Origin of the sequence: Kitasatospora cinereorecta (assembly GCF_024172095.1) — a bacterium.
Classification (GTDB): Bacteria; Actinomycetota; Actinomycetes; order Streptomycetales; family Streptomycetaceae; genus Kitasatospora; species Kitasatospora cinereorecta.
Map to the genome: position 1 here is coordinate 178378 of NZ_JAMZDX010000009.1, position 18204 is coordinate 196581.

Annotated in this window: 15 protein-coding genes and 1 pseudogene; 8 read left to right on the forward strand and 8 right to left on the reverse strand. The window is 73.1% G+C overall.

The features are described from left to right. Positions 1-45 precede the first annotated feature (45 nt). Together FHR36_RS40460 and FHR36_RS38080 are read left to right on the forward strand one after the other, a co-directional pair. Positions 46-177: pseudogene (locus tag FHR36_RS40460) on the forward strand (twin-arginine translocation signal domain-containing protein); the annotation flags it as partial. A 39-nt stretch (positions 178-216) separates the two neighbouring features. Continuing rightward, positions 217-1671, forward strand: coding sequence for a serine hydrolase domain-containing protein (locus tag FHR36_RS38080; RefSeq protein WP_253804800.1), 1455 nt, complete (start codon positions 217-219; stop codon positions 1669-1671). A 60-nt stretch (positions 1672-1731) separates the two neighbouring features. Here the strand turns inward: FHR36_RS38080 and FHR36_RS38085 are convergent, their stop codons facing one another. Continuing rightward, complete coding sequence (locus FHR36_RS38085; RefSeq protein WP_253804801.1) at positions 1732-3159, reverse strand: oxygenase MpaB family protein; 1428 nt, start codon at positions 3157-3159, stop codon at positions 1732-1734. 146 nt (positions 3160-3305) lie between these two features. Continuing rightward, entirely contained in the window at positions 3306-3851 is a 546-nt protein-coding gene (locus FHR36_RS38090; RefSeq protein ID WP_253804802.1) for a GNAT family N-acetyltransferase, read from the reverse strand. A gap of 323 nt (positions 3852-4174) precedes the next feature. Here FHR36_RS38090 and FHR36_RS38095 point away from each other — a divergent pair, with 323 nt between their 5' ends. Then, positions 4175-6088, forward strand: a complete 1914-nt coding sequence (locus tag FHR36_RS38095) for a lamin tail domain-containing protein (protein WP_253804804.1) — start codon at positions 4175-4177, stop codon at positions 6086-6088. Between the two features lie 80 nt (positions 6089-6168). Here FHR36_RS38095 and lepB read toward each other — a convergent pair whose 3' ends face one another. Continuing rightward, entirely contained in the window at positions 6169-6963 is a 795-nt protein-coding gene (lepB, locus tag FHR36_RS38100) for a signal peptidase I (RefSeq protein WP_407660894.1), read from the reverse strand. A 117-nt stretch (positions 6964-7080) separates the two neighbouring features. Next, a complete protein-coding gene (locus tag FHR36_RS38105) occupies positions 7081-7512 on the reverse strand; it encodes a hypothetical protein (RefSeq protein ID WP_253804806.1) in 432 nt (143 codons plus the stop codon). Here FHR36_RS38105 and FHR36_RS38110 point away from each other — a divergent pair. Further along, complete coding sequence (locus FHR36_RS38110) at positions 7505-8212, forward strand: glycoside hydrolase domain-containing protein (protein WP_344586200.1); 708 nt, start codon at positions 7505-7507, stop codon at positions 8210-8212. The genes FHR36_RS38105 and FHR36_RS38110 overlap by 8 nt on opposite strands. Positions 8213-8383: 171 nt before the next feature. On the opposite strand, the gene FHR36_RS38115 is transcribed toward FHR36_RS38110, so the two are convergent. Continuing rightward, positions 8384-9409: an ArsR/SmtB family transcription factor gene (locus FHR36_RS38115; protein ID WP_253804811.1), complete on the reverse strand. Its 1026-nt coding sequence runs from the start codon at positions 9407-9409 to the stop codon at positions 8384-8386. A gap of 346 nt (positions 9410-9755) precedes the next feature. Beyond that, complete coding sequence (locus tag FHR36_RS38120; protein ID WP_253804813.1) at positions 9756-12566, reverse strand: ATP-binding protein; 2811 nt, start codon at positions 12564-12566, stop codon at positions 9756-9758. Positions 12567-12864: 298 nt separating this feature from the next. Between FHR36_RS38120 and FHR36_RS38125 the strand changes: the two genes are divergently transcribed. Further along, positions 12865-13449 carry a GNAT family N-acetyltransferase gene (locus FHR36_RS38125; protein ID WP_253804814.1) on the forward strand — a complete coding sequence of 195 codons (585 nt, stop codon included), beginning with the start codon at positions 12865-12867 and terminating at the stop codon, positions 13447-13449. Between the two features lie 10 nt (positions 13450-13459). Then, positions 13460-14167, forward strand: a complete 708-nt coding sequence (locus FHR36_RS38130) for a carbon-nitrogen hydrolase family protein (protein WP_253804816.1) — start codon at positions 13460-13462, stop codon at positions 14165-14167. Positions 14168-14254: 87 nt separating this feature from the next. Here FHR36_RS38130 and FHR36_RS38135 read toward each other — a convergent pair whose 3' ends face one another. Next, positions 14255-15463, reverse strand: a complete 1209-nt coding sequence (locus FHR36_RS38135) for an FAD-dependent monooxygenase (RefSeq protein ID WP_253804817.1) — start codon at positions 15461-15463, stop codon at positions 14255-14257. Positions 15464-15641: 178 nt separating this feature from the next. On the opposite strand from FHR36_RS38135, the gene FHR36_RS38140 reads away from it, so the two are divergent. Then, positions 15642-16637 (forward strand): TetR/AcrR family transcriptional regulator C-terminal domain-containing protein, encoded by a 996-nt coding sequence (locus tag FHR36_RS38140; RefSeq protein ID WP_253804819.1) that lies wholly within the window; start codon positions 15642-15644, stop codon positions 16635-16637. Between the two features lie 72 nt (positions 16638-16709). Further along, positions 16710-17093, forward strand: a complete 384-nt coding sequence (locus FHR36_RS38145) for a VOC family protein (RefSeq protein WP_253804821.1) — start codon at positions 16710-16712, stop codon at positions 17091-17093. A 36-nt stretch (positions 17094-17129) separates the two neighbouring features. Here FHR36_RS38145 and FHR36_RS38150 read toward each other — a convergent pair whose 3' ends face one another. Next, positions 17130-18119 (reverse strand): phosphotransferase family protein, encoded by a 990-nt coding sequence (locus FHR36_RS38150; protein WP_253804822.1) that lies wholly within the window; start codon positions 18117-18119, stop codon positions 17130-17132. Positions 18120-18204: the final 85 nt, after the last annotated feature.

Below are 18204 nucleotides of genomic sequence, written 5' to 3' on the forward strand. Positions count from 1 at the left end.
GCGCAATCCGGGTGTCTCCCGCCCGTAGCAGTGAGGGGAACGCCGGTGGGGCTCGACGCCGCGACCGCTGTCTCGTCCACTTCGTCCACCTCATCCACCGACTCGACCCGCCGGACGCTGCTCAAGGGGCTGGCGGCGGCCGGGCTGGGCGCCGGGCTGGGCGTCCGGTCACCGTCCCCGGCGTGGGCGGCGGAACCGGCTGATGGACCGGCCCCGGTGGACCCGACGGACGAGTGGGACGCCTTCGCCGCCCGGGTACGCGAGGAGTTCACCGCGATGGGCCTGGCCGGCGCGGCCGTGGCCGTGGTCAGCGCGGACCGGGTCCTGCTCACCCTCCCACTCGGCGTACGTGACGTGGAGAGCCGTGCGCCGGTCACCTCCTCGACCCGCTTCCTGGTCGCCTCGACCACCAAGTCGATGACCTCGCTGCTCGCCGCCACCCACGTCGACCAGCGACGCCTGGCGTGGGACCAGCCGGCCGTCGACGCCTGGCCCGGCTTCCGGGCACCCACCGACCGGCTGACCCGCTCGCTGCGGGTCCGCGACCTGCTGGGCATGGCCACCGGCATCGACGAGCCGCCCGCCCTCTCCGGCCTGCACGAGGGCGACCCTGCCGCCCCGCAGCTGCTCCGCTCCCTGGTCACCCTGCCGGTGGTGGCGCCGCCGAACACGACGTTCCGCTACAACAACACGGTGTACTCCGCCGGCGGCTACCTGCCGCTGCTCGCCGACGGCGTGTCCGCCGACGCCCTCACCGGCACGTTCGCCGACGAGATGCAGCGCCGGGTGTACGGGCCCACCGGCATGGCCGGCGCCCGGATCGCGGACGACCCCCGCGGACTGGTCACCGACTTCATGCGCGGCTACGCACCCGACCTCACCGGCGCCAACCGACCGCTCGCCTACGGGCCGGTCGGCAGCTACGCCCCGGCCGGCGGCACCCTCGCCTCCCTCGACGACATGGCCGCCTACGTCCGCCTCCAGCTGCGCCACGGCATCTCCGTCGACGGCCACCAAGTGGTGTCGGCGCAGAACCTCGCCGAGTGCTGGAAGCCGCACATCCCGGTCCCCGTCTCGCCCGACTTCGACCCGGACGTCACCGAATCCGGCTACGGGATGGGCTGGATCCGCCACCGGTTCTGCGACGGCACCTCGCTGATCTGGCACAACGGCGGGATCGACGGCTTCACCTCGTACATCGGCTTCCTGCCCGAGCACGACCTCGGGCTGGTCGTGCTCAACGGAACGAACCCGTCCCCGACCGGGCAGCACTTCTACCTCTACGTCCTCAACCTGCTGCTCAGCGAGCGGTTCGGCCTCAACAAGGGTGTCCCCGCCAAGGTCCACACCGCCCACCTGGCCGCCCTGGAGGAGTTGCGCGCCCTCGGACGCCGCACCTTCCCGACCGACCCCGGCGCCACCGCGCCGTACCTGGGCCACTACGAGGGCGGCTACCGCCTCACCCGCAGCGGCCTCGACCTGTTCCTCCGCCTCGGGCCGCGGACCATGCCGCTCGGGGTCATGGACGACGGCAGCTACGTGATGACCGGCGGGCTGCTGGTCGGCAACGCGGTCCACCTCACCCGGGACGTCGACAACACTCCCCGGATCGAGGTGGTCGGCTTCGAGACCGTCCGCCGCACCACCGGGCTGGAGACCCCGGCCGGGTAGCCGCCCGACGTCCGGGTGACAGGTGCGCGAGCGCGTGGAGCCGGACGCCCGCACCGGGTGTCAGGGGCGGCCGAGGAGGGCTGCGCCGGCGACGGCGTCCGTCCGGGCGGTGAAGAAGTCGGCGAACGCGGTGACGAACTCCTCCTCGCTGATCCGGCCGTCGCCGTCGGTGTCCAACTGGCGGAAACCGTCGTTGAGTTCGGCCGGGTGGACCCGTGATCCGCCGAAGAGGACGCGGTACTCGTCCGCGCACAGGTGGCCGCCGCCGTCGGCGTCCGCGGCCCGGAACAGCGCACGAACCGCCGGCACCAGACCGTGCTCCAGGTAGGCCGGGTCCCGGTCGACCCCGGCGAGCATCGCCGAGACGAACTCCTCGCAGTCCACGGTGCCGTCGCCGTCGGCGTCCATGGCCGTGCGGAGCTGCTGCCACCAGGTCTCGAACGCGGCGTAGAGCACGTCCTCCCGCTCGACGGGGAGTTCCAGCTGCCAGCAGACGTTGTGGACCATCGCCTGGAGGTCGGCCGAGTCGACCCGTCCGTCGCCGGTCTGGTCCAGCACCTGGTGGAAGAACGCCTCCAGTCGGGCCCGGCGCGAGTCGACGGTACGCGGCCGGCTCGCCGGACGGGCCGGCGTACGCCGCGGGGCCGGTCGGCCGTCGGCGGTGGGGGAGGGGCGGTGGCGGTAGCGCAGGTGCTCGGGAAGGCGGGTCATGACGTGCCGCACACCGCGGTGCACCGCCCACGACAACGCCGCGGCGGGCCGCGTCCGCCGCGTCCCGAACCGCTCGTGCCACGCCGGCGGCAGGTCGGCCACCGTCAGGCTGCTCAGCGTGCGGGCCGCGGCGACCCGCAGCAGCGGCCACGCGGGCGCCAGCCGTCCGATCCGCCGAGGGGCCGGCGCCTCGCGGAGGATCCCGAACAGCAGATGACGTACCACGTCCCCGTACTCGAGCACTTCGCGGACATGGCGCTCCAGGTAGGGCGGCACGTCCGCCGCCGTCGCCGGCAGCACCTCGTCGGGGATCTCCAGCGCCGCGCAGACGTCCCTGAACTCGTCGTACAGATCGTCGAGTTCGGCCGGTCGCAGGCGCTTGCCGGACAGTTCGTGCATCGCCGTGATCGCCTCGTACAGCGTCACCATCACCCAGGCGCGCACCTCCGGATCCTCGGCGGTGTACGGTCGCCCCGCGTCGTCGGTGCCGTGGATCCGGCGATGGGTACGGGCCAACCGGGCCACCTCCAACCGGCGCTCCTCCGGACCCGCGGAGAACAGCCGCGCCCCGGAGTCCACCGTGTGCTGGATGCGGCGCCATGGGTGTGCGCGGTACGTCGAGTACCGGTCCATGCCGGCCGCGACGGCGGGATGCGCCGCCTGGAGGACGATCAACCGCCAGGCCACCAGCCCGATCCGCCACTCGCCGAGGCTCCGGCGCAGCGCGCTGCGGCTGTCGGGCGGGGACGCGGCCGGCACGGACGACGTGGACGTCATGGGGGCTCCGAGGGGCGAGGAGACGGGCAGGTGACACCACGTACAACGGGCCCGAGGGCCGCGCGGCACGTCGGATCACTCCTGCGTGCCGCGCGGTCGAACTCCGCTGCGGGTCGTTCCTGTCGTCGTGTGCCCCGCCGGAGGGCTCAGCCGGCCGGCGTGAGCGGGTGGCGCACGCCGAACCACTGCTCGGCGCCGAACTCCTCGAACCGCTCCACCTCGGTGAACCCCAGCTTCGCCGCGACGCGCATCGAGGGGTCGTTGGCGGTCTGGGTGGTGAGCACCACCGGCTCGCCGGGAAGCACCTCGGAGAACCAGTCCAGCGCCGCCGCGCACGCCTCGCCGGCGTACCCGCGACCCCACGCCTGCGGCAGGAACATGTAGCCGAGCTCGGTCTCTCCGGCCTCCGGACGGACGTGACCCGGCCGCTCCGCGGCGCGCGGGTCCAGCGTCACGATGCCGATCATCGCCTCGTCGAGAGCGACCACGAGAAGTCCGGGACGCCGCCTCGGCACCTCGGGAACCGCCCGCTCCATCTCCTCGCGCGCCCGGGGACCGCCGATGTAGGTGCCCACCTCCGGCGAGGTGAACAGCTCGATGACCGCCGCTCGGTCCCGGGCCTCGGGCTCGCGCAGCACCAGGCGTTCGGTCCGTATCGGGGCGGGAGGCCAGACGCGTTCGATGTCAGTCATGACCGGCAACCTATCGCACACGATCCGAGCAACCCCTCGCCCGGCCGTCCCGGTGGGCGCTGCGGGGAAGTCGCCCGGGTTCCGGTCGGGTTGGGGGCGGGGCGCGCAACGGCTTCCCGTCGAGGTCCGGTGCGGGTGGTGTGCGCGTGGTGTGGCGGGAGGCGGGTTCCGGTTCGGGTGGTGCGGCGGGCGCCGGGCGTTCGGGTGGCGAGCGGGCGGTATTCAGCGGGAGTACACGCGGTTTCAAGGTGCCGCCGTCAGAGTTCGGCGTCGTGCCTACCACTCACATGCGTGTCGGCGTCGCCTCCGTGAGCGCCGCTGCCTTGACGTTCTCAGGTCTGGTGCTCACCGGGATGGTCGCTGCGCAGCCCGCGGCGGCCGCCGACCCGGCCGGCTACCAGAACGTTCGGATCAACGAGGTCACCTCGTCGAACAACGACACGGTCGAGCTGTACAACAGCGGCTCGACCACCGTGAGCATCAGCGGCTGGAAGATGTCCGACGACAGCTTCTCGCCGCAGTCGTTCAGCCCGTCGTCGAGCTCGATCCCGGCCGGTGGCTTCGTCACCTTCAACTCGCCCAAGGGGCTGGGTGACTCGGACAAGGTGGTGATCTACACGGCCGACGGTACGGTGGTCGACCGGGTCGAGTGGGCCACCAACGGCGCGAAGCCGGCGATGGCGCGCTGCGGCGGCGACGGCACCGGGGCGTGGGTGACCACGACCGCGGCGACCACGTTCGGCGCCGCCAACGCCTCCGGCTGTCCGGCGTCGATCCCGGCGGCGAGCAAGGTGCGGATCAACGAGGTCACCTCGGACGGCGCTGACACCGTGGAGCTGTACAACGGCGGCACGAGCGCGGTCGGCATCGGCTCGTGGAAGTACGTCGACAACGACACCACCCACTCGCCGGTCACCGTCTCGTCGTCCTCGCCGAGCGCGACCAGCATCCCGGCGGGAGGCTACGTCACGTTCACCTCCGGCATCGGTCTTGGCGGAAACGACTCGCTGTTCCTGATCGACGGCAGCGGCAACACCATCGACTCGGTGACCTGGGCGCCCAGTGGTGCCTCGCCGTCGGACGAGCGGTGTGCCGGCGTGTTCCAGACCTCCGCGAGCGCGACGTTCGGCAGCGCGAACTCCTGCTCGGGCAGCGGCGGTGGCGGCGGCGGTCAGACCGGCCATCTGCTGGGCGGTGGCGGCGCGCTGACCAGCGGCTGCACCCCGGAGGCGCCGTCCGGTACGGGCTCCACCCCGGCGGGCACCCTGGCGTGGCCGGGCGGGCTGGACGTGACGATCGCCGACAACGTCTGCGCGTTCACCACGTCCACCGGCCCGGAGGGCCGCGACGTGAGCGGGCTGGCGTTCGACCCGGCGAACCCGTCGGTGCTGTGGGCGGCCAAGAACAAGAACTGGCTGTACAAGCTGGTGAAGAGCAACGGCAAGTGGATCCCGGACGCGTCGTGGAGCGCGACCGGCAAGCAGATCCGCTTCGCGGGCGGCACCGGCCAGCCGGACTCCGAGGGTCTGACGGTCGGCAGCAACGGCCACATCTACGTGACCTCCGAGCGCGACAACGCCAACAACACGGTCCCCAAGGACACGGTCATGGAGTTCGACCCGGCCGCGACCGGTTCGACGCTGACGCCAATTCACCAGTGGGACATGACCGCGCAGTTCCCGCAGCTCAACACGGGCAACAAGGACGACGCCAACCTGGGCTTCGAGGGCGTCGGCTACGTGCCGGACAGCTGGCTGACCGGCAACGGCTGGGTCGACCCGCTGACCGGTGCCGCCTACAACCCGGCGAACTACCCGCTGCACGGCTCGGGCCTGTTCTTCGCCGGCCTGGAGTGGGACGGCACGCTGCACGTCTACGGTCTGAACTCGGACGGCACGTTCACCACGTTCGGCACGATCGCGACCGGCAAGGTCTCGGTGATGGACGTGACGTTCGACGCGGGCACCCAGCGCATCGTCGCGACCTGCGACAACACCTGCGGTGAGACGCACACCCTGATGAAGGTCGACGCCAGTGGCGCGATCGTGCCGGACGTGACGTACACCAACCCGGCCGTCATGCCGGTCGACAACCTGGAGGGCTTCGCGATCGCGCCGACCTCCACCTGCGTAAACGGCTTCCGCGAGGCGGTCTGGTCCGACGACGGCATCTACGGCTTCGGCACCGGGACCTCGTCCAACGGCCACGCCCTGTACAGCGGCACCTTCCCCTGCTGATCCCCCCGACCGGAGGACTCCGGCGCCCGGCTCCGCCGCCGAAAGCGTGGCGGAGCCGGGCGCCGTTGCGTTCCCGCAGGTCAGGGCGTACCAGCGGGGTGGGAGCCGATTCCGGTCCGCGCGAAGGTGTCGGGGATCGGCAGGGTCCTCCAGCTGCCGACCGGCCAGGCGACCACCATCGCACGGCCGATCACCTTGTCGACCGGCACGCTCCCCCCGCCGGGCTCGTCCATGTGGTAGCGGGAGTCCCGGGAGTCGTTGCGGTGGTCGCCCATCACCCAGATCGAGCCGGCGGGCACCGCCAGCGGGCCGAAGTTCCGGTCGCCGCAGGGCGTCGCACCCGGGTAGAGGTACGGCTCGTCCAGGGGCTTGCCGTTGACGTAGACCGGCCCGGTGCCCTGGCAGCTGACGGTGTCTCCGCCCACCGCGATCACGCGCTTGATCAGGTCCTTCTCGTCCGGTGACGGCAACAGGCCGATCCAACCCAGCGCGGACCGGACGCCGCGCACGGCGGGGTTGCCGCTCGGTTTCTGCGCCGGCTCGTCGCCCAGCCAGTCGGACGGGTCGTGGAAGACCACGACCTCGCCCCGGGACGGTCCGGATCCCAGGTGCGGGGTGAGCTTGTCGACCACCACGCGGTTGCCGATCCCGAGGGTGTTCATCATCGACCCGGACGGGATGACGAACGCCTGCACCAGGAACGTCTTGATCAGCAGCGCGAGCGCCAGCGCGACGACGACCAGGACCGGCGCCTCCTGCCAGAACGGCATCCGGCGCTTCGTCTTCGCCTTCCCCGGTGTGGTCGCGGCGGCCGGGTCGGACGCCTCCGCACTCCCGAGGCCCGGTCCGGCTCCTCCGGTCGCCTGGTCCCCCATGTCGCCTCCCCAGCGATGAACGGTCGGGACCATGATGGCGACCTGCGGCTGTGGCGGGCGTAAGCGTCCTGGTCGGCGGCCGGACCCGACTGGAACGTAATGATCACCAGGTGATATTCATAGCGCCCTGTCACTCGCCCCACCCGCCGACCGACCTGTGAGGACCCTCGTGCCGAACGGCTCCCTTCGCGCGCGGCGCAGCGCCCAGCTCTCCGCCGCCTGCCTGCTCGCCGCGAGCGCGCTGGCGCTGAGCGGCTGCGCCAAGCCGGCGGACGACCCCCGCCGGGCCGCCGCCGCGGCGGACGGATCCGGGGCGGCGACCGCGGGCGCACCGGACGCGACGGCCTCGGCGTCCGGGACGGCGTCCCCGTCGGCATCGGCTTCCCCGTCCGCGTCGGCGTCCGCCTCGGGCTCGGCCGCGGCGTCCCGTTCGGCGTCGCCGAACGGGACGGGGAACGCGCCGGCCGGTGCGTCGACGGCGCCCGGCGGCGGGCCCGGTGCCGCGCCCGCCGGTCCGCCGGCCGGAAGCTCCTCGGGCAGCGTGTTCACCGGGCTCGCCTTCGACACCTGCACGGCCCCGCCGCTCGCCACCATGACCGCCTGGCAGGGCACCTCGCCGTACGGTGCGGTCGCGGTGTACGTCGGCGGGAAGAACCGCGGCTGCGCGCAGCCGCAACTGACCGCCTCCTGGGTGCAGTCGGTCTCCGCCGCCGGGTGGAAGCTGATCCCGCTGTACGTCGGTGCGCAGCCGCCGTGCCAGACCGGCAGCAGCCCGGAGAAGATCACCGCCGCCACCGCGGACTCGCTGGGCGCGGCCGACGGCGCCGACGCGGTCTCCAAGGCGTCCGCGCTCGGCATGCGGGCCGGCAGCACCCTCTACCTGGACGTGGAGGCGTACAACAGCGCCGACACCGCCTGCGGGGACGCCGTGCTCGCCTACACGCAGGCCTTCGACCGGGCGGTCGCGTCCCGCTCCTACCGACCCGGGTTCTACGGCTTCTCCTCCTCCTCGGCCGCCGGCATCGCGAACGCCGCCGCCCAGGGCAAGCCCGACCTGCCCGAGGCGCTCTGGTACGCGAAGTACGACGGCGCCGCCGACACCACCGGCAGCTTCCCCTTCGGCGCCGGACTCTTCGCCGGCCACCGCCGCGGCCACCAGTACCAGGTCAACCAGCGCGAGACGTACGGCGGCGTCGCCCTCACCGTCGACCGCAACGCCTGGGACGGTCCGGTCGGCGTGACCGGCTGACGGTCCGTCGGTCCGCCGGTCGTCCTGACGTCCCGGCACTGTTCGGTAGTGGTCGAACAGCTCGACGGCGGACCGGTGCGGCGGTGACCATCGTGCTGCGCGCGCAGCACGATTCCACCGTCCCTCCCCGAAGGCGAGGCAACCGTCATGGCACGGCGAACGTGGCATCGCCTACGGCGCGATCAGGGCCGATCCGGTCGACGGCTGAACCGCGAGGTCGTCCTGCAGCTGTGCATGGCCCTCGAGCAGGACGTGTCCAAGGTGCGTCACCACATGTTCCACCCGGCGGCCCTGCCGCTGTGTGGTGATGGCGCCCGCGGTGCGCAGTGCGGTGGCGTGCGCGCTGGCGGTGGGTGCGGTCAGCCCGAGGCGGCGGGCCAGTTCGGTGGTGCTGCACGGCTCCTGGCCGACGGCCCGCAGGGCCCGGGCGCGCGCCGGGCCGATCAGCTCGGCCAGCCGGTCGGTCGCGGGCCGCTCGCGACCGACCGGCCCGCCGGAGGTCGGGTGGAGCAGCACCGGTGGCCGGCGGCGGACGAGTACGGCGTCGACCCCGTCCTGGACGAAGAAGTTCGGGCGCAGCTCCAGGCCGCGGCCGTCCAGGTCGACGCTCCGGTCCGGTCCGGCCACCGCGCACCGGAGCACGCCGTCCTCCTGCCAGACGGTCCGCGGGTGGAGCCCTGCCAGTACCGCGCCGATCCCGGCCTCGCCGGCGAGGTGGGTGCGGCGGGCGATGTCGGCCTGCAGGTGACGCTGGAGGTCGGGCCAGTCCGGGGCGAGACAGGTCTGGAAGACGGCCCGGGCGCCCTCGGCGAGCCGCCGCAGCCCGCGGGTGTCGCCCTCGCGGAGCTCGACGACGATGCGCGGCAGACCCCGCTCGGCGCCGTGCCCGGGCAGGGCCTGCCGCAGGTCGGCCGGGGTGGCGGCGAGCAGGGCGTCGAGCTCGTCGGCGAGCGTGCGGCGGCTGCTCGGGACATGGGTCACCAGGAAGTCCGGGATGCCGGCGCGGACGGTGTTCACCAGGTCGAACAGCGGGGCGGCGGCGTACGGCACGCGGCCGCGCATCCGGCGCCACCAGCGGTCGCGGCGGGCGCCCGACCAGGGGTGGGAGCCGGCCAGGGCGGTGACGACGTGGTCCATCGGTGAGACGACGAAGCGGGTGCGAGCGAGGTCCGGCACACCGAAGGTGACGGTCAGCATGGTTCCCCCAACAGCCCGGTCGGGCCGGTCCGCGCTGCTCGGCGGGACGGCCGTCGCCGGGCGGGATTCGCGACGGGTCGGGTCCACGCCGCGCGACCGGTCGGTGGCCACCTGGCCGGTGCTGCGGCGTCACCGGTCATCCTGGGCGGCAGCCGTCGCCCGCCCCATGGCGCGGACCTTGCGTTCGCTTGGCGTTCCGATCGTCCGTACGACGGCCTCGCCGCACCGGGGACGGGGTGTACGGCCGGGTCAGGGACGGGGCAGGGGGAGGGGACCCGTGGAGGTGCGAGTACCGTTCCGGTCCGCGGTTCGAGCGCGGTCGGGTCGCCGCGGATCAGCCCGCGGTTCAGCCGGCGTCCGGCTCCAGCAGGGCCAGCCGGGCCGCCGCCGGCTCGGCCTCGGCCGCGCCCAGTCGGCGGTAGAGGTCCACGGCCTGCCGGAGCTCGGCCGCCGCGGCAGCGCGGTCGCCGGTGAGCTCGAGGCAGCGGGCGGCGCCCTCGAGGGCCCTGGCCTCGTTCAGCGGACTGGTGTCGTCGCCGGCGAGCTGCCGGGCCTCCCGGTACAGGGCGAGTCCGGCGAGCGGCCCGTCGGTGTCGACGGCGAGGGCGGCGGTACTGACAACCACCTCGGCCTCGCCGGCCCGGTCGCCGATGTCCCGGTTGAAAGCCCGGGCCTGCTCGAACAGGGCCGCCGCGGCCGCGGTCTCGCCGCCCGCGTGCCGGGCGCGGCCCAGGTGGTGCACCGCATTGAGCTCGCTGTAGCGCAGACCGTCCTCGCGGAAGATCGCCACCGCCCGTTCCAGCAGCTCGGTCGCGGCGGCGATGTCCCCGGTCTCCAAGCGCACCCGGCCCAGGTCCTTGAGGCTGTACGCCTCGCCGTCGCGCTTGCCGAGGTCGAGATAGATCGCGAGGGCCCGTTCCAGGGCGTCGGACGCGGTCGGGTAGGTGGCGGTCGTGATCCGCAGCTGGCCGAGGCTCCACAGGATGTTGGCCGCGCCGTGCCGGTTGCCCAGCTCCTCCATGATCGCCAGGGCGTGTTCCAGCAGCTCGCCCGCAGCTGCGAGGTCGCCGGTCGCGTGCCGGACCCGGCTCAGGTCCCAGCAGGCGTTGGCCTCGCCGAGGCGCTTGCCCACGGCCACGAAGGCCGCCAGGGCCCGTTCCAGCGCGTCGGACGCGGCCGGGTACTCCCCGCAGGCGTTGTGGGCGCGGCCGATGCCCCAGAGCGCGCTGGCCTCGCCCAGGCGGTCGCCGAGCTCCTGGTGGATCGCCAGCGCCCGTTCGTGCAGGCCGAGCGCGGTCCGGAACTCGCCGATCATGTAGCGGCACCGGCCCACCTCCTCCAGGGCGCCCGCCTCGCCGTGCCGGTCGCCGAGCTCCTGGTGGATCGCCAGCGCCCGCTCGTGCAGCTCGCCCGCGTCGGTGATCTCCCCGAGCGCGTGCCGGACCCGGCCCAGGTCCGTCAGCGCGCCCGCCTCGCCGTGCCGGTCGCCCGCCTCGCGCGCCGCAGCGGCCGCGGCGCCGTGCAGTTCGATCGCCTGCTGCCACGGACCCTCCTGGAGCAGGAACGGAGCCAGCGCCGCGCTCAGGGCGATCGCCCGGCCGGGGACCGGCGTTCGGGCGGCGGCCGCCTGCAGATTGCCCCGCTCGGCCCGCATCCAGGCCAGCGCCCGGGCCCGGTCGGACATCCGGGGCGCCACCGCCGGCGCCGGGACGGTGCGCGCCGCGCCGGGACGGCTGTGCTGCACCAGGTGGAGGTACGCCTCGCGCGCGGTGTGCTCGAAGTAGTCGAGCAGCCGCTCCGACGCGGCCTCCCGCTCGGGGTCCCGGTCCCCGGCCCCGGCGCGCGTCCTGGCGTAGAGGCCGACGAGGTCGTGGAAGTGGTAGCGGCCGGCCGTGTGCTGCTGGACCAGGTGGTGGTCGAGCAGGGACTCCAACAGGTGCTCCGCCGTGCGCAGATCGCCCCCGATGAGGTTGGCGGCCGCGTACGCGTCGAAGTCCGGTCCGGGCACCAGGCCGAGCCGTTCGAACAGGTGCTGCTCGGCCTCCGGCAGGGCGGTGAAGGACGTCTCGAAGACCGCGGCCAGATCGCGGTCCTCGTCACTCAGCCGGTCGAGGCGGTCGTGCTCGTCCCGCAGCTGCTCGACCAGGTCCTCGATCCGCAGGGCGCGGCGGTGCCGCAGCCGGGCGGCGGCGATCCGGACGGCCAGCGGCAGATGGCCGCAGAGCGCGATCAGTTCGCCGATCGCCGGATCCTCCGCCGGGATGCGGCCGGGACCGGCGACCTTGTGCAGCAGCGCGGCCGCCTCGGCCGGGCCGAGGGTGTCGAGCGCGAGGGTGTGGGCGTCGTCCAGCCCGGTCAGCCGTCGCCGGCTGGTGACGACGACCAGACAGCCCGGCGTCCCCGGCAGCAGCGGCCGCACCTGCGCGGTGCTGACCGCGTTGTCGAGGACGATCAGGGTCCGGGAGTCGGCCAGCCGCTCACGGTAGAAGGCGGCGCGGGCGCCGAGATCCTGCGGGATCGACTGCGGAGGCACGCCGAGCGAGTGCAGCAACCGCTCCAGCGCGTCGTCGGCGGTCACCGGTGCGAGACCGGCGGTGTGGCCGTGCAGATCGATGAACAGCTGCCCGTCGGGGAAGCTCCCGCGCATCCGGTGGGCCGCGTGCACCGCGAGCGCCGACTTGCCGACACCGCCCATCCCGTCGATCGCCGAGATCACCACCATCCCGGCGTCGCTCCCGCCGGGCGCCGCCTCGGCCAGCGCCAGGAGCCGGTCCAGCTCCGCCGTACGGCCGGTGAACAGCCGGGTGTCGGAGGGGAGTTGGCACAGCAGGTCGGCGGAGGCCGGGGAGGCGGGCCGGCTCTTGGCGGTTGCCGCGCCCGGGGTGGTTGCCGCGCCGGTACCGGTGCCCGTGCCTGCGGCCGCGGCGGGGGAGCGGCGGGTGGCGGCCGCGAGCAGTTCCTCCCGGTCGGCCGCGTCCAGTCCGAGGGCGGTGGCCAGCCAGGCGACCGACGACAGGCGCGGCTGCCGCCGTCCGGTCTCGAGCACACTGATCGCGTGCGGCGAGACGCCGGAGCGCTCCGCCAGCTCCTCCTGCGTCCACCCGGCGCGAAGCCGGTGCTCGCGCAGCAGCGCCCCGAAACTACCAGCCACGCTCATCCCCCGACGGTGGTCCGACCCCATGACGCAGTGCGGTGCCGATTCGCCATGCCCCCACCAAGCCGCCCACGACCCTAGGTGATCGCCCCCTCGCGGCGCCACCCCCGGCTCGTCCGGTGCGACGAACCGTCAGGTGGCGGTGTTCTTCGATCGGTGGCGCTCTGCGGCTGTCCAAACGATTTGGCGTGCGGCGACAACAGGCAAGGCAGGCAAGCCGATCGGCAGAAGTGGATCAGGGCAGCCGCAGCCTGCCGCAACCGCTGGACGACCCGGCTGGCGATCTTGAATAATCCAGGCCATGCCTACTCTTGTCCACTCAACGGTTCCGGTGGGCTCCGTCGCCGCACAACCCCAACCAACCTTGCCGGCCGGCGACGGCGTGCTGTTGCGACCCTGGACTCTCGGCGATGCCCAGGCTGTGATGGACACCTACCAGGACGCGGAGATCCAGCGCTGGCATGTGCAGCGCGCGGACTCCGTCGCCGAGGCGCAGGAGTGGATCGCAGGCTGGCAGGGCGGCTGGCCATCCGAGACCGGCGCGCACTGGGCCGTGGTCGACTCCGAGACCGACGTCCTGCTGGCTCGCGCAGCATTGAAGGGACTGAAGTTCGCGGACGGCACCGCCGATGTCGCCTACTGGACCGTCCCGGCGGCTCGGGGAAGGGGCGTCTGTTCGCGGGCCGTCGAAGCGATGGCATCGTGGGCCTTCGACGTGGCCGGCTTGCACCGTCTTGATCTGGAACACGCCATGGGCAATACGGCGTCCTGCCGCGTTGCCGAGAAGACCGGCTTCGCAGTCGAGGGCGTGCGCCGCAGTGCATGGCTCCAGGCGGACGGCCGGCACGACGTGCACGTCCATGCGCGTCTGCGCTCCGAGGGATGAGGGGAACGCGATGAGAGAGCCGCTCACGGTGGCTGCCGTCCAACCCGTGTGGGCCGGCGTGGACGTCCCGGCGAACGTCAGGGAACACGCGCGGGCCATTGAACAGGCAGACGTGAGACTGGTGGTCTTCCCCGAATTCTCCCTCACCGGATACGACCTCGACGCGTCGCCGCTGGCTGCGGACGACCACCGCCTCCGGCCCTTGGTGGAAGCTTGCCGTGTCGCCGGCTCGGTGGCACTGGTCGGCGCGCCGATCCGCCACGAGGACGGCCGCGAATACATCGCCACTCTGGCCGTCACCGGTGACGGCGTGACGGTGGCGTACCGGAAGATGTGGCTGCACGGGGCCGAGTTCGACCGGTTCAGCCCCGGCGACAAGCCAGCGGTGGTCACCGTCGACGGATGGAGGCTCGGCCTGGCCATCTGCTACGACGCTGCCGTGCCCCAGCACGCCGCCGACTCGGCAGCACTCGGCATCGATGCCTACGTGGCCAGTACCCTCTACGGTCCTGGCGCCGACTCTGCGGCCCGCCGCGATGCCCACATGCGAGAGCGCGCCGCTGCCCATGGCATCTGGGTCGTGCTCGCCACTGCGGCCGGACCCAGCGGCTCCTTCGCGCAGACCTCCGGCGGCTCCGGCATCTGGGGGCGGAACGGAGAACCGGTCGCCCAGGCCGGCTGCAACCCGGGCGAGATGACGGCGACTCTGCTCAGCTGACGAGCGGACGAGCTCCACCTCACTGTCTCCGCCGAAGCTCCCGCCGACGCCGGGGTCAACCCCCGAAGGACTTCGAGCGCCGACCACTCAGCAGGCGGCCGGGAGCGGGTACGCGGGGAGGGCGATGTCGCCGGCCTTGGCGAACTGGGCGGCCATGAGCTGCCGCATCGGCCAGCGGTTCATCGACCGCATCGACATGGCGCGGAGGCGGATCGCCAGGGCGCTGTTGGGCGCGAAGCCGCCGGCCCCGCCGGGCGGCAGCTCCTGTGCCTTGGTGACGTACGGCCGCATCACCCGGTCGTAGCGGCGGAAGGCGGCGGCGAGGTCGCCTCCGGCGGCGGCCGCCTCGCCGGCGAGAACGTAGGCGCCGACGAGAGCGAGGCTGGTGCCGAGTCCGGTCAGTGGCGAGGGGCAGTAGCCGGCGTCGCCGAGCAGGGCGACCCGGCCGCGGGACCAGCCGTCGAGGTGGACCTGGCCGAGCGAGTCCAGGTGGAAGTCGGTGGAGCGGCGCATCGCGTCCAGCAGCCTCGGCGCCTCCCAGCCGACTCCGGCGAACCGTCGGGCGACGGCGTCCTGCTGGGCGGCAGTGTCTCTCCGGTCGAGGTCGAGCGGCCCCGAGCGGAACCCGAAACCGGCCTTGACCTCGCCGGGCAGCCGGCCGGGGCGGGCCGAGGCGACCAGTCCGCCGGGGGCGTTGTGCATCAGGTACCAGCCGTCGAGGTCGAGGTCGGTCTCGGCGGTGAACCAGGCGAGATACAGGTCGAGCGGGCGGACGCAGTCCGACTCCGGTCCGAAGGCCAGCCCGCGGACCACCGAGTGCAGCCCGTCGGCGCCGATGACGGCGGCGAACCGCCTGGTCCCGGCCCGTTCGAAGTCGACGGTGACACCGTCGGCGTCCTGGGCGAGGGCGGTCACGGTGTCGTCGAACAGGTACTCGGTGTACGGCGCGGTGTCCTCGTACAGCAGGCCGGCGAGGTCGCCGCGGAGGATCTCGATCTCGGAGACGATGCCCTCGCCGCCGAAGGCGTCGGCGGGCAGCCGGGAGGTGATCCGGCCGGCGGAGTCGACGGTGGCGAGGCCCTTCTGGTCGAGGCTCAGCTCGCGGGCGCGGTCCATCAGGCCCATGCGTGTGATCACGGTGCGTCCGGCGCCGCGCAGGTCGACGGTCTGGCCGCCCGGGCGCGGGGCCGGGGCGCGCTCCACGACGGTGACCGTGAAGCCGGCCGCGTGCAGCCAGTGGGCGAGTGCCGGGCCGGCGATGCCGCCGCCCGAGATCAGGATGTCGGTGTTCCCCATGCCGTTGAATGTACGCTGTACGCATCTGCCTCGCAAGCCGTAAATCCGGTCATGGCCAGGGCATTTGCCGATGGTGCACTAGTGCTCTCGGTGAGTGGTGCACTGCCCTCGGACGGTCCGGGCGCGGGGATGGCTAGGCTGACCGGCAGAGCAAGGTGCACTAGTGCGGAGGACTGTCGTGGACCGGACCGACGGAGCGCGGTACCGCAGGATCGTCGACGACCTGCGGGCCAGGATCGAGCAGGGCGAGCTGGCACCGGGCGACCGGGTGCCCTCCACCCGCGAGATCACCCGGCAGTGGGGCGTGGCCATGGCGACCGCGACCAAGGCCCTCACCGAACTCCGCCGGGCCGGACTGGTCCGCGCCGTCCCGGGCGTCGGCACCGTGGTGGCCGCCCCGCTGGCGCCCTCGCCGCCGCCCTCGTCCGCGCCGTCGCGCAAGGCCGTTTCCCCGACCCCGCCGGCCGCGCCCGCGCCCGCGCCCGCACCTGAGCCCCGGAGCGGCCCGGACGCGGCCCTCACCGCCGAGCGGATCGTCGCTGCCGCGACCGCGATCGCCGACACCGAAGGACTGCCCGCACTCTCCATGCGCCGCGTCGCCGCCGAACTCGGCGTCGCCACCATGTCCCTCTACCGGCACGTCGCCGACAAGGACGACCTGCTGCTGCGCATGATGGACGCCGCCTTCGCCCGCTGGACCTTCCCCGCCGAACGGCCCGACGGCTGGCGCGAGCCGCTCGCCCTGGCCGCCCGGATGCTCTGGGCCGGCTTCCGCCGCCACCCCTGGCTGGCGTCGGCACTCTCCATGACGCGGCCCCAGATCATCCCCACCGCCCTGCCCTTCACCGAATGGGTGCTCGGTTCACTCGAAGGCCGCGGCCTCGACGCCTGGACCGCCTTCACCACCCACCTCACGCTCTTCAACTACGTACGCGGCACCGCCGTCAACGTCGAGTCGGAGAGCACGGCGATGGCCGACAGCGGCCTGGACGCCGAGGAGTGGATGACCACCCAGGAACCGGCCCTGCAGGCCCTGATCGCCACCGGCCGCTTCCCCGCGCTGCAACGGCACACCGCCGAGGGCTACGACTTCGACCTCGACCGGCTCTTCGAGTTCGGCCTGCAACGACTCCTCGACGGCATCGCCACCCTGATCGACGGCACCAGCCCCTGACTCATGACCCGCGGCTGCTCGCGACACGCGGGCGGGTGGCGTCCGGCCCGGAAATCGGGAAGGCTCGTCCGCATGTTCTCGGTACTGCAGAACGTCGCCATCGACTGTACGAACGCCTACGAGCTGGCCCGGTTCTGGAGCGGCGTCACCGGCCGTCCGCTCCACCCGGACGACAAGCCGGGCGACCCGGAGGTCCAGGTGATGCTCGCGGAAGGACCGGTCCTGTACTTCAACCAGGTGCCCGAGCCCAAGACCGTCAAGAACCGCCTCCACCTCTGCCTGCGCCCGGACGACTCCCGCGACCAGGAGGTGGAACGGCTGCTCGGCCTCGGCGCCACCCTCGTCGCCGACCGCCGCAACCCCGACGGCACCGGCTGGGCGGTCCTTGCCGACCCCGAGGGCAACGAGTTCTGCGTCCTGCGCAGCGAGTCCGACCGGGCCGCCACGACGCCCTGATCCCGCACGCCGCGGCCGCCCGCTGACCGGCCGCCCCTACCGTGGGAGCAGCGAGAGCGCCTCGTTCGCGTTGTGGTCGGCGATCCCTGCCATGAACTCCCGGTCGGGGAAGTCCCCGTCGAGCAGCCGCAGCGGGCCGGCCACGAGCGACAGCCGCATCGCGAGCGCGTAAAGATCGAGCCGGTGCGCGTCGAGCCCGGGCCGGGCCAGTCGGCCGTAGTGCTCGCCGAAGCGGAGCTGCAGGAAGACGTGCTCCCACTCGACGTCGAAGAACATCAGGCCCTCGATGTCGATCAGGACGGGACTGCCGTTCGCGTCGATCAGGACGTGGTCCGGGCCGAGCTCACCGTGGATCAGCCCGTGCGACGTGCGCGGGGCGACCCTTTCGGCGAGCTCCCGCAGCCGGTCGTCCAGCGCACCGGCCGCCGACCCGATCCGGCCGTCGCGCGCCGCCGCCTCGCCCAGATCCACCAGGGCGCGGTCGAGGACCACCTGCTCGCACGAAGAACCTACCGCCGTCCCACCGCGCTCGAGCACGTCCACCCGGCCGTACTGCGCGCCGAGCTGCCGGTGCATCACCGCCAGCATGTCGGCGAGTTCGCCGAGCGCGGCCTTCCCGCGCGCCGGATCCGTCCCGAGCAGGGCTTCGAGCGTGCCACCGTGAACGTCCTCGACGACAGCGACATCCGCGTCCTGGCGCGTACGGCTGCCATCGACCGCGAGGACCCGCGGCACCCGCACCCCCAGACCGTCCAGCCGCCGCTGAGCCGCCAGGAACGGTGTCAGCCCGGAAGCGGGAGCGAATGGGTCGGTGGCCTCCGGACTGCCCACGTCAGGCCAGAAGTTCTCGGCCTCGGCCCATCTGTACACGATCACGCTCGCCGCGCGCGGACCGTCGGCGCGGACCCGGTAGACCCCCTTCTTGCTGCCCCCGCGCAGGCGATCGACCCCCACGACCCGGAACCGCGCCCCCAGAACGTCACGTACCAGCGCTGACAGATCCTCGATCTCCGCGAATTGACGCATCGGAAGACCCTACCCGCGCCGCGCGGAAGGCACCGGAACAGAGGCGTGTCTCTATGATGGGCCGAGTAGTTGATCTGACGTATCT